The sequence below is a fragment of the Actinophytocola sp. genome (genome assembly GCF_009379765.1).
In the GTDB taxonomy this organism is placed as follows: Bacteria; Actinomycetota; Actinomycetes; order Mycobacteriales; family Pseudonocardiaceae; genus Actinophytocola.
On the sequence record NZ_WHTD01000083.1, the window covers coordinates 20,700 to 35,687 of the forward strand.

At 68.4% G+C, this 14,988-nt stretch carries 18 protein-coding genes; 11 read left to right on the plus strand and 7 right to left on the minus strand.

Features of this window, described 5'->3' with window-relative positions; all coding sequences use genetic code 11:
• Positions 1-63 precede the first annotated feature (63 nt).
• Positions 64-1,011 carry a TetR family transcriptional regulator gene (locus tag GEV28_RS24035; protein WP_291414402.1) on the plus strand — a complete coding sequence of 316 codons (948 nt, stop codon included), beginning with the start codon at positions 64-66 and terminating at the stop codon, positions 1,009-1,011.
• Between the two features lie 124 nt (positions 1,012-1,135).
• On the opposite strand, the gene GEV28_RS24040 is transcribed toward GEV28_RS24035, so the two are convergent.
• From GEV28_RS24040 to GEV28_RS24055, 4 genes are all read right to left on the minus strand, one after another.
• On the minus strand, positions 1,136-1,549 hold the full coding sequence (locus GEV28_RS24040) for a hypothetical protein (protein ID WP_291414404.1): 414 nt from the start codon (positions 1,547-1,549) through the stop codon (positions 1,136-1,138).
• Positions 1,550-1,682: 133 nt separating this feature from the next.
• Entirely contained in the window at positions 1,683-2,324 is a 642-nt protein-coding gene (locus tag GEV28_RS24045; RefSeq protein ID WP_291414406.1) for a hypothetical protein, read from the minus strand.
• Positions 2,258-2,959, minus strand: coding sequence for an MFS transporter (locus GEV28_RS24050; protein ID WP_291414408.1), 702 nt, complete (start codon positions 2,957-2,959; stop codon positions 2,258-2,260). Before GEV28_RS24050 ends, GEV28_RS24045 begins: the two co-directional genes overlap by 67 nt.
• The gene (locus GEV28_RS24055) at positions 2,956-4,392 is read right to left on the minus strand and encodes an FAD-dependent oxidoreductase (protein ID WP_291414409.1); all 1,437 of its coding nucleotides are present in this window, start codon (positions 4,390-4,392) and stop codon (positions 2,956-2,958) included. Before GEV28_RS24055 ends, GEV28_RS24050 begins: the two co-directional genes overlap by 4 nt.
• Before the next feature lie 93 nt (positions 4,393-4,485).
• On the opposite strand from GEV28_RS24055, the gene GEV28_RS24060 reads away from it, so the two are divergent.
• Genes GEV28_RS24060 through GEV28_RS24070 form a run of 3 tightly spaced genes read left to right on the plus strand, consistent with a single transcriptional unit; the run spans position 4,486 to position 6,014 of the window.
• Positions 4,486-5,049, plus strand: coding sequence for a TetR/AcrR family transcriptional regulator (locus GEV28_RS24060; protein ID WP_291414410.1), 564 nt, complete (start codon positions 4,486-4,488; stop codon positions 5,047-5,049).
• A gap of 21 nt (positions 5,050-5,070) precedes the next feature.
• Positions 5,071-5,619 (plus strand): carboxymuconolactone decarboxylase family protein, encoded by a 549-nt coding sequence (locus tag GEV28_RS24065; RefSeq protein ID WP_291414411.1) that lies wholly within the window; start codon positions 5,071-5,073, stop codon positions 5,617-5,619.
• A gap of 20 nt (positions 5,620-5,639) precedes the next feature.
• A complete protein-coding gene (locus GEV28_RS24070; protein WP_291414413.1) occupies positions 5,640-6,014 on the plus strand; it encodes a hypothetical protein in 375 nt (124 codons plus the stop codon).
• A 147-nt stretch (positions 6,015-6,161) separates the two neighbouring features.
• Here GEV28_RS24070 and GEV28_RS24075 read toward each other — a convergent pair whose 3' ends face one another.
• On the minus strand, positions 6,162-6,521 hold the full coding sequence (locus GEV28_RS24075; RefSeq protein WP_291414415.1) for a glutaredoxin domain-containing protein: 360 nt from the start codon (positions 6,519-6,521) through the stop codon (positions 6,162-6,164).
• Between the two features lie 263 nt (positions 6,522-6,784).
• On the opposite strand from GEV28_RS24075, the gene csoR reads away from it, so the two are divergent.
• The 3 genes from csoR to GEV28_RS24090 are packed head-to-tail and all read left to right on the plus strand — an operon-like array spanning position 6,785 to position 9,586.
• Positions 6,785-7,135: a copper-sensing transcriptional repressor CsoR gene (csoR, locus tag GEV28_RS24080; protein WP_291414416.1), complete on the plus strand. Its 351-nt coding sequence runs from the start codon at positions 6,785-6,787 to the stop codon at positions 7,133-7,135.
• Positions 7,132-7,344, plus strand: coding sequence for a heavy-metal-associated domain-containing protein (locus GEV28_RS24085; protein ID WP_291414418.1), 213 nt, complete (start codon positions 7,132-7,134; stop codon positions 7,342-7,344). Before csoR ends, GEV28_RS24085 begins: the two co-directional genes overlap by 4 nt.
• Before the next feature lie 28 nt (positions 7,345-7,372).
• Positions 7,373-9,586 (plus strand): cation-translocating P-type ATPase, encoded by a 2,214-nt coding sequence (locus GEV28_RS24090; RefSeq protein WP_291414419.1) that lies wholly within the window; start codon positions 7,373-7,375, stop codon positions 9,584-9,586.
• On the opposite strand, the gene GEV28_RS24095 is transcribed toward GEV28_RS24090, so the two are convergent.
• Positions 9,587-9,964: a hypothetical protein gene (locus GEV28_RS24095; RefSeq protein ID WP_291414421.1), complete on the minus strand. Its 378-nt coding sequence runs from the start codon at positions 9,962-9,964 to the stop codon at positions 9,587-9,589.
• 103 nt (positions 9,965-10,067) lie between these two features.
• On the opposite strand from GEV28_RS24095, the gene GEV28_RS24100 reads away from it, so the two are divergent.
• The 4 genes from GEV28_RS24100 to GEV28_RS24115 all read left to right on the plus strand — a co-directional run bounded on the left by GEV28_RS24100 (position 10,068) and on the right by GEV28_RS24115 (position 13,938).
• Positions 10,068-11,096, plus strand: coding sequence for a hypothetical protein (locus GEV28_RS24100; protein WP_291414422.1), 1,029 nt, complete (start codon positions 10,068-10,070; stop codon positions 11,094-11,096).
• A gap of 29 nt (positions 11,097-11,125) precedes the next feature.
• Positions 11,126-11,977 carry an aldo/keto reductase gene (locus tag GEV28_RS24105; RefSeq protein ID WP_291414424.1) on the plus strand — a complete coding sequence of 284 codons (852 nt, stop codon included), beginning with the start codon at positions 11,126-11,128 and terminating at the stop codon, positions 11,975-11,977.
• Positions 11,978-12,725: 748 nt separating this feature from the next.
• The gene (locus GEV28_RS42500) at positions 12,726-13,055 is read left to right on the plus strand and encodes a hypothetical protein (RefSeq protein WP_367115169.1); all 330 of its coding nucleotides are present in this window, start codon (positions 12,726-12,728) and stop codon (positions 13,053-13,055) included.
• A 658-nt stretch (positions 13,056-13,713) separates the two neighbouring features.
• Positions 13,714-13,938 (plus strand): hypothetical protein, encoded by a 225-nt coding sequence (locus tag GEV28_RS24115; RefSeq protein ID WP_291414425.1) that lies wholly within the window; start codon positions 13,714-13,716, stop codon positions 13,936-13,938.
• Positions 13,939-14,515: 577 nt separating this feature from the next.
• On the opposite strand, the gene GEV28_RS24120 is transcribed toward GEV28_RS24115, so the two are convergent.
• Entirely contained in the window at positions 14,516-14,773 is a 258-nt protein-coding gene (locus GEV28_RS24120) for a hypothetical protein (protein ID WP_291414427.1), read from the minus strand.
• Positions 14,774-14,988 lie beyond the last annotated feature (215 nt).

Here is a 14,988-nt window from a genome sequence, read left to right on the forward strand (position 1 = left end):
CTGTGTGGGAGACGTCGGATCGCTGTGCGTGGCCAATCCGCAGAGCTGTCGTGGCATGGCGCAGTGACCGGACTCTCGAAGGCAGCGCGACGCTCCCAGCCTCGCCTCAGCCGCCTCCCGCAAGCGGAGCGCGACCGCATCGGCATTGAGTTCCATCGCGCTCGGTCGACCAAGGGGCTGAGCCAACGAACGCTGGCCGACCACATCGGAGTCACCCCCGCCGCGATCAGCGCGGTCGAAAACGGTCGCATCGGCATGAGCCTGGACCGGCTCACGAAGGCCGCGGATCTCCTGGGTGTGGACCTGCCCCAACTGATCCAGGCCGGCAGCAGTGGCCCCCCGGGAGATCACGGCCTCTATCCACGCACCGCCGGCACCGACGACGTCGACTGGAGAGCCTTCCCGACCCCGCGCCTGGACGCACCGCTGCAGGGCGCCCTCTCGGCCTTCCTCGATCTCGGCTACCACGGAGCCACCGTCCGCGACATCGCGGCGCGAGCCGGTTTATCCGTCCCCGGCTTGTACCACTACTACCCCAACAAGCACGCGCTCCTGGTCGAACTGCTTCGGATGACCATGGACGACATCATCACCCGCTGCCGTGCGGCACGCGCGGAGGGAACCCGTACCGCGGAACGGTTCGCGTTCCTCGTGGAATGTCTCGCCCTGTTCCACATCCACCGACGCCAGTTCGGCCTGATTGCCTTCAGCGAAATGCGCAGCTTGGGTCCGGAAGCCCACAAACGCCACCTCGAGGATCGACGCCTCGTACAAGACATGGTGCTCGACGAAGTCGACCGAGGACGCCTCGAGAAGGTGTTCCTCACACCGAAGCCGCACGAGGCCGCCCGCGCCGTCGTCGCCACGTGCATGGCCATACCGCAGTGGTTCTCGGAAGACGGCTCGTCGACGGCCGAGGAAGTCGCGAAGCAGCACGTCGAGATCGCCTTCGACATCGTGCGCTGCCCCATCAGGAGGCGACCGAACCTCGAAAAACGACATAGCCGATGAGCACGCCGGATTCATGGCATGCGCAACGAGGTTGGCACCGGCGTCCACGGTGGCTCATCGAGGGTCACTACGCCGGCACCCTGCCGATCCGGCTGGCCGCACCTTGGTCACCTTCACCGCGAGATCATTTGGGCACCTCTACCGTCATGCCGGTGGTCAGTTCGGGACTGGACACCTCGACTCGACCACCGGCGAACGGTCCGACCTCGACCGGCACGCCATCGGTGGCGAAGCGCTGCCACAGCCAGGCCGCGCCGAGGGCGACGAAGCCGCCCGCCGCCCACAGGGCGTGGCGCATGCAGTACGGCACGAGCGACGCCGCGCCGACCCACAGCAGGGCCGGATCGAGAGCCGCCATGACCGCCCACAGCGCTGCCGCTCCGAGCAGGTAAGGCAGGTGCGCCAGGCTGGAATCGCGCCGCCGGACGAACCAGTACGCGTACCAGGCACCGAGCGCACCCGCGAAGGCTAGCTGCACCGCGACCGGGCGGGCCTCGGCCCCGGTGCTGGTGACCGGATCACCGGGCACCCACTGCAAGCGCCCGGTGTGGCCATTGTGGACACTGACTGTACGGTTCGCTTTCTGTATCGCGGCAAGACCTTGGGCGACTACCCGTCGATCGCGGACATTCGTGCGGCAGTCGGGCGGCTCGCGACATCGGCGTGAGGCATCACCGGGATTCTCGGCTGGCCACGGCGTATCCCGCGGCGGCGAGCGCGTAGCCGACGGCGATGGCGGCCAGCACCGGGTAGGACTTGCCGGTGTCGGGCAGGGCGACGGCCGCGAGCACGGCGGCGGTGACGAAGGCGGCGTTGAACAGGGCGTCGTAGAAGGAGAACACCCGGCCGCGGAAGTGGTCGGCGATGCGTGCCTGCAGGATGCTTTCGACGCAGATCCTGCTGCCTTGCGCGACCGCGCCCAACAGGACAGCGGCTACGAGCAGCGGCGCCATCCGGTAGGGCAGTCCGAGCGCCACCTGGACCACCGCGGCCAGGGTGAACAGGGTCGTGATCCATCCGCGTGCCGACCAGCGCCGGGTGATCGCCGGGGTGACGGCCGCCGCCAGCAGCGTACCGAGCGCCGCCGCCGCGACAACCTGCGCCGCGCCCGCCAGTCCCGCGCGCAGCAGACCTTCGTCGGCGAAATAGTTCCGGTAGAGCAACAGGGTGGCGATGGTGGAGACGCCGTAGAGCACCCGGTGCGCGCCGATCGCCGCCAGTGCGGCGACGGCTGGGCGGTGGCGCGCTACGTCCCGGGCGCCGTCGACGAGATCACGTACGGTGCGTGCCAGAGCCCGTGCCGTGGAGCGCACCGCGGGTTCCGGGCCGAGCGCCTCGGCGGCGAAGGTCGCGGCCAGCGCGGCGGATGCCGTGTAGACCCGCCCGCGATCAGGGCGGACACCGCAGCCGTCCAGTCGGAAGCATCACCGAGGTGACGGATCCCCAACCCGAGCCCGGTACCGGCCGCACCGCCGATCAGCCCGCACACCGTCCACACCGAGTTGGCCAGTACCAGCCGGTCACCGGCCACCACGTGCGGCAGCGCCGCCAGCGAGGCCGCGCTGTGCAGCCGACCGATGCTCACGGCCGTCAGCGCGGTCAGCAAGAACATCGGCCCGATCGGGCCCGTCGTGAGCAGCGAGACGGCCGCGACCAGGACTACCGCGGCGCGCAGCAGGTTGCCGAGCGCGAGCACGCGGGTGCGGCGCCAGTGATCGAGCAGGGGCCCGGTGAACGGTCCGACGACGCTATAAGGCAGCAGCAACACCGCGAAACCCGCTGCGGCCTGCCCCGCCGTCGCGGCACGTTCGGGGCTGAAGAAGATCGAACTGGCCAGGCTGGTCTGGAACAACCCATCGGCTCCCAAGGAGACCACCCGTACCCCGAGCAGCTTGCCGAATCCCGGCGTCCGCCACAGAGCGCGCAGGTCGCCGGTGCCGCGGGTCACCGCGCCCGGCGCAGGCGCAGCAACGCGCCGGTGAGACGGCGCATGGCCGGGGACCGCAGGGCGTCGTTCGCCTCGGCGACCGCGGCATTCCAGACACCGTCGGACCAGGCCGGGTAGGGATGGACCACCGACGCGAGGTCGCGCAGCCGCCCGCCCCGGGCGAGGAGAGCGGTGAGTTCGGCGATCATCTCGCCGGCCCGGGGCGCGACGATGGTGGCCCCGAGCACCAGTCCTTTGGCGTCGAGCACAATGTGGGTGGAGCCGTCGGTGTCGCCTTCGGTGATCGCGCGATCGACGTGCTCATGCCGGAGCAGGCGAATCCGGACCTCGTCGCCGTAGCGTTGGCGGGCTTGGTCTTCGGTGAGCCCGACATGCGCGATCTCGGGGTCGGTGAAGGTGACCCAGGGGATCCGCTCGTGGTCGATGCGGCGCACCGGAGCGAGCAGCGCGTTGGTGGCGGCGATGCTGCCGTGCATCCCGGCGACGTGGGTGAACGGCAGCGTCCCGGTGACGTCGCCGGCGGCGTAGATGCGGCGGTTGCCGGTGCGCAGCTTGGCGTCGGTGACGACATAGCCGCGCTCGTCCAGGCGCACCCCGGCCTCGGCCAGCCCGAGCCCGTCGGTGCGCGGGCGCCGGCCGGTCGCGACGAGCACTCGGTCGACGTCGATCACCCGGCTGCCGTTGTGACCGGCGAGGTCGAGACGGACTCCCTTGGCTTGCCGGGTCGCTTTCGTCACGGTGGTGGATGTGAGCACGTCGATTCCCTCGGCGGACAGCGCTGCGGACAGGGCGATGGCGGCGTGGGGTTCTTCCTTCGGTATCAGGCGTTCGGTGGCCTCGATGATGGTCACGTCGGCGCCCAGCCGGGCGAACGCCTGCCCGAGCTCGCACCCGATCGGGCCGCCGCCCAGCACCGCGAGGCGCGCGGGCAGTTCAGCCAGGTCCCACGTGGTGTCGCTGGTCAGCGGCTCCGCCTCGGCCAGACCGGGCACCGGCGGGAGCGCGGGTGTCGAGCCGGTGGCGATCAGGGCGTGCCGGAACAGCAGCGACCGGCCGTCGACCCGGAGTTCGTCCGGGCCGGTGAAGATCGCGGTGCCCCCGATGACCTCGGCGCCGGCGTCGGTCAGCGCGGCGGGGGAGTCGACCGGCTCGATGCGCTTGATCGCCGCCTGCACGTGCGCCATCACGGCCGAGAAGTCCACTTGCGGCTCGACCGGGGTGATTCCGAACCGGCCCGCCGTGCGCATCCCGTGCGCGGCGTGGGCCGCCGCGATCAGCGACTTGCTGGGCACGCACCCGGTCCACAGGCAGTCGCCGCCGGTGCGGTCGCGCTCGACGAGCACCACGCGCGCGCCGAGCCGTCCCGCGGTGGTGGCGGCGATGATGCCGGCGGTTCCCCCGCCGACTATGGCCAGGTCGTAGCCTCGCGTCACGCTTGTCCTCCGTCATCGGGTCGCATCCATCATCAAGCACAACAGACTTCCCTTGCCTGGTGAGCGAGGTGTGTCAGCAACCAGACAGTGTCGTTGTCCGCGGTCTTTGGCTGGGCCGACACCGGGATCGCCGACATCGTGGACACCACCGGCATCAGCCGGTCCAGCCTGTATGCCACGTTCGGCAGCAAGCAGGACCTGTGCCTGGCCGCGCTGCGCCGCTACCTGGCCGAACACGCGGGACCCGCCTTCGCCGCGCTGGAAACCGGCGGGCGGGGCCTGCCGACGATCGCCGAGTTCTTCGGCGGTCTGATCACCGCGCGCTGTCTCGGGCCGCGGGCTCGCTGGGGCTGCCTGGCCACCAACCTCCAGACCGGCGGGCAGGCCCGGCACTCATCGGTCCGGGACGTGCTCACCGAGCATCACCAGCAACTGCGGGGTGCACTGCGGGCCGCGCTGGACTCGGCTGACCGGCTGGACCAGCTCAGACGCGACCTCGACCTCGACGCCACGGGTGAACACCTCGTGTTGGTGGCGCAGGGAATCAACCTGCGTTCGCGGGCCGGTGCTGACGCGTCGACCCTGCGCAGCGCGATCGCCGCAGCCCTGAACGCACTCCGCCGTTCCGGCAACACCACCGACACCTGGCCGCGATAAACCCGACGAAAGGAATCATCGATGACCGAGTTCACCATCCACGACGAACACACCGCCCCGGCCGAAGTGGCCCCGGTCCTGGCCAAGACCCGCAAGGCACTCGGGTTCATCCCGAACCTGTACGGCATCATGGCCGAATCGCCGCAGGCGTTCAACGCCTACCAGGCGCTGTCGGAGCAGTTCCGCGCGACCTCGCTGCCCAAGGGCGCACAGGACGTCGTGTGGCTCACGGTCAGCCGATACAACTCCTGCCACTACTGCATGGCCGTCCACTCCGCCAACGCCCTGCGGTCCGGTATGGACAGTGAGACGGTCACCGCGCTGCGCGAGGGCAAGCCACTCGCCGACCCGCAACTGGAAGCCGTGCGGCGCTTCGCCCACGCCGTGGCCGCCGATCAGGGAAACGTCGCCGAGGAGGACGTGGAGCAGTTCCTGGCCGCGGGCTTCAGCCAGCGGCAGATCCTGGACATCATGGTCGGGGTGGCGATGAAGACGCTGTCCAACTACATCAACCACCTCGCCCACACCCCACTCGATGACGCGTTCGCCGCGCAGGCATGGGACGCCTGATGCCCGCTCGCCCGAACATCGTGGTCTTCGACGTGGTGGAAACCCTGATGTCGCTGGAACCCTTGCGATCCCGATTCGCCGCAGTGGGAGTACCACCGGAGCTGCTGGAGCGCTGGTTCGACCGGCTACTGCGCGACGGCATGGCGCTGACGCTCGCCGGGGACTACGAGCCATTTCCCCGCGTCGCCGCGGCCGCGCTGCACGCGCTGACGCGCGGTGAGATCAGCGACGACGCCGTCGCGCACGTTCTGGCCGGATTCGCCGAGCTGCCGGCACATCTCGACGTCGAGCCGGCTATGCGGCTGCTCGCCGAGCAGGATATCCGCCTGGTGTGCCTGAGCAACGGCGCCGCACAGACCACCCGGGACTTCCTGGACCGCACCGGGTCGGTCTGACCACCGGCTGGGCCAGCCGCCTCGAAGGCCACTACGCCGAGATCTTCGCACCCGCCGACGTCGTTGGCACCGACCTCGTCGACGTCGCCCGCGGACTCCTCTCGCTACCCCGGGCGGATCGAGAAGAACCGCGATAGGACGCCCTGGCTAACGCACGGCGTTGCGCAGTTTGTCCACAAAGGATCCCAGTCGACCTGATGAGGCTCGGCTGCGGGGAGCGCCGGACACGGCCTCGGTCCCCTGGTCCGGGTCCGACGTCTCCGTGCGGATCGCCGCCAGCACCGAGCGCAGACTCGGGTTCACCAAGCCCTGGGAGCCGACGACCACGGTCGGCACGGTCTCATTGCCACGCACGATCGATCGCACCGTCGCCGCCGCATCCGGCTCCTCCCAGATATTGATCGCCCGATACGGCACTCCGGCCTGATCAAGCTGACGCCGTAGATCCGAGCAGAACCCGCAGCCCGGCCGCCAATACAACACGACTTCAGGTCTTGGCGCACTCATTACCCACGACCTCCCAATCACCAGTTCCGCACCAGGTCCGAGCACGCACCCAACACCGTGGAAGGCGGGCGCCACGGGCCAACTGTCCGCAGGGTGACAGTCATTTCGAGGCACAGAACTGTCCGACAGCCGACAGTGGTCAGCTGAGTGGCCTCGGGTCGACACCAAGCACCTGACGTAACATCCAGACCCCACCCCGGGTGGGGTGGGAGTAGTCTAGGCGGGTGGGGCGTTTCCGATGGTGACGGCTGAAGGAGAGGGCGATGAGCCAGGAGTTGACGGCGAAGAAGCAGGCGGCGCTGAACCGGTTGAAGACGGTGCGGGGGCATCTGGACGGGATCATCCGGATGCTCGAATCCGACGCCTACTGCGTGGATGTGATGAAGCAGATCTCCGCGGTGCAGTCATCGCTGGAGCGAGCGAACCGCGTCATGCTGCACAACCACCTGGAGACCTGCTTCTCCGACGCGGTCCTGGATGGCCGGGGTCAAGCAGCCATCGACGAGCTGATCGACGCGGTGAAGTTCAGTCCGGCGCTGACCGGCCCTGAAGCCCGCTTGACCGGCGCCGCGGCGGGCGAACCCGAACCCGTCGAAGAAGGGAGTACGGCATGACCACAACGACGTTCTCGGTGCCCGAGATTTCCTGCGACACGTGCAAGAACGCGATCGAAGGCGCGGTTGGCCCGGTGGCCGGCGTCGAGACGGTGCAGGTCGACGTCTCGACGAAGACGGTCACTGTCCACCACGACGACCGCGCACCCATCCAGCGGCTGGTCGAGGTGATCGAAGACCAGGGCTACGACGTCGCCGGGCACCGGTGAACGGCGCCGGACAAGGAGGAACGCGATCATGAAACGAGGTGCGACCGAAGCTGTGCGCACGACCGAGACCGCCGGCCCGAGCACGGCCCCGCGCGTCGATTTCACTGTCGAGGGCATGACGTGTGCGTCCTGCGCCATCCGGGTGCAGAAGACGCTGACCAAGCAGGCCGGCGTGGACGAGGCGCAGGTCAATTTCGCGACCGGCACCGCGCACGTGGACTACCGGCCAGGCGAGTCCACAGTGGACACCTTACGGGCCGCGGTGGACCGGATCGGCTATCACCTGGAGCCGGTCACGCCCAGCCGGCCAGCACACCCGGACGAGGACGCCGACCGCGAGCAGCGGATGTGGCTGCGGCGGGTCTGGCTGGCCTGGCCCCTTGGTCTGGTGGTGTTCGCGCTGACCATGTTCTTCGGCGACCAGACCTGGGCACGATGGGCCGCGTTCGTCGCGACCATTCCGGTGCAGTTCGTCGCCGGGTGGCCCTTCCTGAAGGTGGCCGCGCAGCGGGCACGCACATTCAGCGCCAACATGGACACGCTGATCGCGATGGGCACACTCACCGCGTTCGCCTACTCGACTTATCAGCTGTTCACCGGTGGTCACCTGTTCTTCGACACCGCCGCATTGATCATCGCGTTCCTGCTGCTGGGCCGCTACTTCGAGGCCCGCGCCCGCAGGCGGGCCTCGGCCGCGATCAGCACCCTGCTGCAGATGGGCGCCACACAGGCGCGGCTGCTCGTCGACGGTGCGGAAACCTCAGTGCCCGTCGAGCAGGTTCGGACCGGGGACCTGGTGCGGGTGCGGCCAGGGGAGAAGATCCCGGTCGACGGTGAGGTCACCGACGGCCGCGCCGCGGTCGACGAATCCATGCTCACCGGCGAATCCGTCCCCAGCGAAAAGAATCCTGGAGACCACGTGGCCGGGGCGACGGTCAACAGCGACGGGGTGCTGACGGTGCGGGCCACGGCGGTCGGCGCGGACACCGCGCTGGCGCAGATCGTGCGGCTGGTCGAGCAGGCCCAGGGCGGCAAGGCACCGGTGCAGCGACTGGCCGACCGGGTGTCCGCGGTATTCGTACCGGTCGTGATCGGTGTCGCCCTGCTGACGTTCGCCGGGTGGGCCCTGTTCGCCGGCGACCCGGTGGGCGGGATGACCGCCGCGGTGGCGGTCCTGATCGTCGCCTGCCCGTGCGCGCTGGGCCTGGCCACCCCGACCGCGATCATGGTCGGCACCGGACGCGGCGCCGACCTGGGCATCCTGGTCAAGGGTGCCGAGGTGCTGGAGGGGTCCAAGAAGATCGACACCGTGGTGTTCGACAAGACCGGCACCCTGACCCGCGGCCAGATGCAGCTCACCAACGTAGTCTCCGCCGAGGGACAGGACCCCGATGAGCTGCTTCGCCGGGCGGCCGCGGTCGAAGCGGGTTCCGAACACCCCATCGGTGCGGCCATCGTCAACGGCGCGGGTGAGTGGAACCTGAGTGTGCCGAGCGCGGAGCGGTTCGCGAACGTGGCCGGGCACGGAGTGCGCGCCCAGGTGGACGGGCACGCCGTGCTGGTCGGCCGCCGCAGGCTCGTGGACCAGCACCACCTGCGACTGCCGGACGAGATCGCCCGGCGCGCTGGTGAGCTGGAAGAACAGGGTCGGACGGTGGTCTATGCCGGATGGGACGGCGATGTCCGCGGTGTCCTCGGCGTCGCGGACACGGTCAAGGACGACGCCGTCGACGTGGTGCGGCAGTTGCACGACATGGGTCTGCAGGTCGCCATGATCACCGGCGACAACGCCCGCACCGCCGCCGCGATCGCCGAACAAGTCGGTATCGACCGGGTGCTGGCCGAAGTCCTGCCCGAGGACAAGGTGAACGAGGTCGCCCGGCTGCAGGACGAGGGGCACGTGGTGGCAATGGTGGGCGACGGCGTCAACGACGCCCCGGCCCTGGTGCGGGCCGACCTCGGTATCGCCATCGGCACCGGTACCGACGTGGCCATCGAATCCTCCGACATCACGCTCATGTCGGGCCGGCTCGACGGCGTCGTGCACGCCATCCACCTGTCCCGTCGCACGCTGCGCACGATCTACCAGAACCTCGGCTGGGCCTTCGGCTACAACATCGCCGCGATCCCGCTCGCCGCGCTCGGGCTGCTCAACCCGATCATCGCGGCCGCAGCGATGGGCTTCTCCTCGGTCAGCGTGGTCACCAACTCGCTGCGGCTGCGCCGATTCGGCCGCCGGTGATCAGGCGAGGGTGCCCAACCAGGTAGTCAGCCCGTACAACACCGCGTACGTGCCCGCCGCGACGGCGAGCACGGCGAGCAGGCGCCACCGCCAGCGCCGCATCCCGGCAACGCTGCACTGGTTGCGGCGGCGCAGCGACAGCCACCCGAGACCCAGCAACACAGCCAGGCCGCCGAGGCGGAACCACCACGCGTAGCCGTCGTAGAGGTCCGTCGCCCACACGAACGCCGTTCCCGCACTGACGACGCCGAGCAAGGCCAGCACGGTGGGGCCGACGCAGCACAGGATGCCCACGAGCCCGCCGGCCAGCCCGATGCGCCACACGGGCAATCGATCGGTTCCGGTTTTCGTGGGCGTCTTGCGGTCGGACGTGGTCACGATGCTCCCTTGTTGCTCGCGCAACCCCATCCGCACAGCATCCCAGCTTGAGTGCGTGTACGCAAACTTGCGTGTACGCATGTTTTGTGTCTAGCCTCGACCCGTGCGAGCCAGAGGCATCACCTATGACACCGGTTTCGTCCTCAGCGGGCGGATCTCTCGTGAGTGCTTCGACCCGGACGTGGTCAAGCGCGAGCTGGGTATCATCCGTGACGACCTGCACTGCACCGCGGTCCGTATCACCGGCGGTGATCCGCGGCGGCTGGACCTGGCCGCGAGCTACGCCGCCGACCTCGGCCTGGAGGTCTGGTTCTCGCCCTATCCGCTCGAGCTGACCGCGGAGGAGATGCTGTCGCTGTTCGCCGACTGCGCCCAGCGGGCGGAGCGGCTGCGGCAGCGGGGCGCCGAGGTCGTGTTCGTCGCCGGCGCCGAGCTGAGCTTGATGAACAACGGGTTCCTGCCCGGCGAGGACCAGCGCGATCGGCTCGAGCGGCTGCTCAACCAACTGGATCGGGATCGCCTCCGTGCGCAGGTCGGCGAGCTTTCCGTACGGGTCAACGACTTTCTCGGCACCGCCGCGGCACTCGTCCGGGACCGGTTCGGCGGCAGGATCACCTACGCCGCCATCCCGCTCGAGCGCGTCGACTGGGCACTTTTCGACATCGTGTCCGTGGATCTCTACCGGTCGGCCGAGGTCGCCGACCAGTTCAACGAGGGTGTCCGCACCCTCGTTGTCCAGGGAAAGCCGGTCGCGATCACCGAGTTCGGCACGTGCGCCTACCGCGGCGCGGGCGACCGGGGCGCTCGCGCCATGGAGATCTGCGAGTTCGACAAGGACGGAGCGCCGATCCGATTGACCGGGAAGTACGTCCGCGACGAGGCCGGCCAAGCCACCTACCTGCGCGAGCTGCTGGAGATCTTCGACGCCGGCGGCGTCGACAGCGCCTTCGTGTTCCTCTTCGCGCTCGACGGCTTCCCACACCGCCCCGACGGCGATCCCCGCGACGACCTCGACCTGGCCAGCCCCGGCATCGTCAAAGTCCTCGACCACCGCCACGGCGACACCTACCCCGACATGCCCTGGGAGCCCAAGGCCGCGTTCACCGCGCTGGCCGACTACTACCGCGGCTGACCAGACCGGCCAGCACGACACGAAGGAGCATGAACGTGAACGCGATCGCGGCCGATACCTTCCTGCTGGGTGGTGACCTGCGGATCAACCGGCTCGGCTTCGGCGCGATGAGGCTCGCCCTTGGCGGCTCCATTCGCGATCCCGAGGCGGCCATCGCGGTGCTGCGCCGTGCCGTGGAGCTCGGCGTGAACCACATCGACACTGCCGGCACCTACGGGTTCGGTGACCTCCAGGCGCACGAGCTGATCCGGCAAGCGTTGTCGCCGTATCCGAGTGACCTGATGATCGCCACCAAGGTCAGCTCCCCCGGCGAGGCAACCGCCGCTCAACTGCGTGGTCTGGTCGAAAAGGATCTGCGCCGCCTCGGCCAGGACCACCTCGACCTGGTCTACCTGCGCGTGGGCGGCATGGGCAAAGCCGGCGGCGAACCACTCGGCGAACGCTTCACGGCCCTCGCGGACCTGCGCCGCGAAGGGCTGATCCGACACCTCGGCGTCAGCCACGTCGACGCCACCCAACTCGCCGAGGCACAGTCCATCGCCCCGGTCACCGCGGTGCAGAACCAGTTCCACATCCATGACCAGAGCGACACCGACGTTCTTGCACGGTGCGAACAGGACGGCATCGCCTACGTGCCGTACTTTCCACTCGGCGGAGGCAAAGACCGGATCGATGCGACCCGCCTCACGAGCGTCGCCTCCCGCCACCAGGCCACGCCCGCGCAGGTCGCCCTGGCCTGGCTACTCGCCACGTCACCGGTGACACTGGCCATCCCCGGCACCAGCTCGCTCGACCACCTGACCGACAACATCGCCGCAACCGGACTTCGCCTCACCATCGACGACCTGGCCAAACTCTCCGAACAACACCGCATGATCTAATGCAATAATGTAGGTTCTCAAGATCGTTTTCGTTTGATCTTGATACGAGCTGATTGTATGGTGATTTTCTCATCGGTTTTGCGTTTCTCGGTTCTCATTGGGTTCTTCACTTTGAGGCTTATTCAAAATGCAACATCGGGCATTTTATTGGGATTTAGCGATCATCGAGAAGTGGGTGTCGGAACTGCACAGGGACTACGCCGACTCCACTGTCTCGTCGGTCTTCGCCACCTTCTTCACCGTGATGGGGGCCGCGGTACGCGCTCACATGATCCCGGCCAATCCGCGTGCTGGCGTCCGGGTCACGTCCGGTGAGTTCGAGACGGAGAAACTCATCGCCACTCCGGGTGCAGGTGCTCCGCGCGGCGATGCGGCTGCACCGCTCGGGTCTGGGGGCGCGCGGGTTCATGTTGTGCGTCATGGACGCCTACACCGGTGGGCGGTGGGGCGAGTTGGCTGGGCAGCAGCGCCACGAGTACGACAGCGAGCGGCGTGCCATCGTGATCCAGTACCCGCTCAAGGAGGTCTCCGGGAAGCTGGTCAAAGCCGGAGGTGAGGTCGGCGCGGTCGCGGACGGTGCTGGTGCCCGGGCGGGGAAGTCGCGGCGACCGAGGGCCAAGAAGGGGTGTACGAAGACGCCGGCTGGCACTCGGATCGTGGAGCTACCGCCCGGGGTCGCCGTGCGGTACGAAGAGCTGTTGGACAGCCACCAGCACCCGTTCGTTCTGTGCACCCCGGAGGGCAAGCCGTGGCGGCGGTCGAACTTCCGGCAGCGGTACTGGCGCCCCGCCTGGGACGGGCACAACCCGGACCAGCCCTACGGGATGACCACGTGCCGCCGATCCTGCAGTGGTTCACCTTCCATGAGGGGCGGCACACCCACGCGACCACTTTCGACGACGGCGTGCTACCGACGATGGTCATGCGGGTGATGGGCCACGAGAAGGTCACCACCACGCTCGAGCTGTACGCGCGCCGCGCCGACGATGCGGACCGCGTCCGCCAGGCGCTGACCGACGTTGACTCCGACGACCACCCGGAAGACGGTGCGAGCGGTGTCCCGGCGCGCATCCGCTGACTGTCCGCTGACTCGACGGCTGCGACAATGGCGAAAGACCAGGTCCGAACTCCTGAATGGAGCCGCTGACCTGGCCTTTGCTGGGTGGGCGATACTGGGATTGAACCAGTGACCCCTACCGTGTCAACGTAGATCAAGACATGCGCTGACCTGCAGGAATGTGACTCCTGCAGGTCAGCGTGCGTCGGTTCAGAGCGGTTGGGCTCGGCTTGCTGCTGTTCAGTGCCCTGTCAGGCTCCCAGTTTGCTCCCGCAGTCCGCTCCCAGCGCTCCTCGGATGCGGCATGACCCGTGGGTGTCGCCTGCCACGGTCATGGGACCGCTGTTCCGTCCGGTTTGTCATGAGCATGGGACCATCTGATTGCTAGTAGTGGGACACCGTGTTCGTCCTGGTGGGAGACCGTTCGGCGTGGCTCCGTCGGTTCTGGTCGCTTGGCCGCTGTGTTGGTCGAATGGCGTACCGGGAGGTCTCGATGATCGGGGTGAAGGAGATCCTGCGGTTGTGCCCCGGCCGCACCACGCCCACCACCGCACCCAGCAGCTCGTCGACAAGGTGCACGTGCTGCTGGGCGGTCGAGAGGTGGTGGCGTCCTATCGCACGCTGTACTGATTCGCGTTGTCGGAGTTGGGGGTTCGGGCGCCGTCGGGCGACGGTCCCGGTGGTCGACGGCGAGCCCGGTGTGGAGCTGCAGGTGGACTTCGGTCGGCTGGGTCTGGTGCCAGATCCGGTCCGGGGCGCCCGCCGGGTGGCGGACGGGCTGGTGTCTACCGCGGTGTACTCGCGGCACCTGTTCGTCTACGACCTGGCTGGCCGCGGCGCGCGGCTGGCGCGGGCTAGGGTGGTCAGCGGCGCGGCGGTGATGGCGATCGCGGTGGTGTCCTGATCGGTCAGGACCGGCACCCCTCAATGCCCGCGCCCGGTACGCGAACTCCTCTCGCATGTGTGGGAGGAGATCGTGCCCACGTCCGGCGGAAGGCCCGCAGACAGGCGTCGGGTCTGCTTCGGATTGTGGACGTGGAGGGGTATGACGCGGGTGGGCGTACGCCGCCATCCACCGCTCCCGCTGGTCGGTCACATCATCGCGCAGAGCGACAACGACGGTCTCGCGGACGGTGTGTGCGCTGATGAGGCGTCGTAGGCCACATCCGCTCGCCGAGCGCGTCGTCTGATTCTCGGCTGTCGAGTCTGTCGCGCCGAGTGCTACGGCAGGGCCGGACGAGAGGACGACTCCGGCCAAGTGGCTGGCGCCGACCAGGTCTTCGCTGAGGTTCATCGCAACCCGGTCTACTCGCTCGGTCCAATCCAGCGTGGCAAACTCCGTGAACTGGAAGAAGCCGTCAAGTGCGTCGACGCGCAGCCAGACCGGCAACGGCCCTTCACTTTGATGGGCCTTGGCTTGGAGAGCTCGGCCGAGGCGCCGCCAGCCGTCTCGAGTCGCTACAGCACCCACGAACGTGCGCTCAGGCATCGGCGAACCTGCTTGCCGGACCTCTGCTCGCCCCCATCGGTGATTCGACTCGCTGAACTTCGTGTTCGCTGCTGGCCGCCGCCGCTTCGATGGCAGCGAGCCGCATGCCGGTCTCGGCCTCGTCGCGGTGGTTGATCAGCTCCACCGCGATGCGTATATCGTGGCGGAATTCGAGCGCGGTCACCGCTTGCCAAACTTTGTCTTTGTACTCCTCCCATGAGCGGTTCTGGTTGCCGCCGGCGATCGCCAAGGGCGGCGGGTCGGCACGATGGGTCTACGTTCCGGCGTCGGTGATCGCGGAGTTGGCGGTTTTACGCGGAGATTGACCGGCTAGCCCCGTCTTCCGCACATGAGGTGGGGTGGACAGGTCAGGCGTGTCGGTGATGTGTCTGACCTGCCGATCTGTGAGTCTGTCGCGTTGTGGATCAACGTGGACGACGGGCCCGGTATGTCGCGGCGAGTATC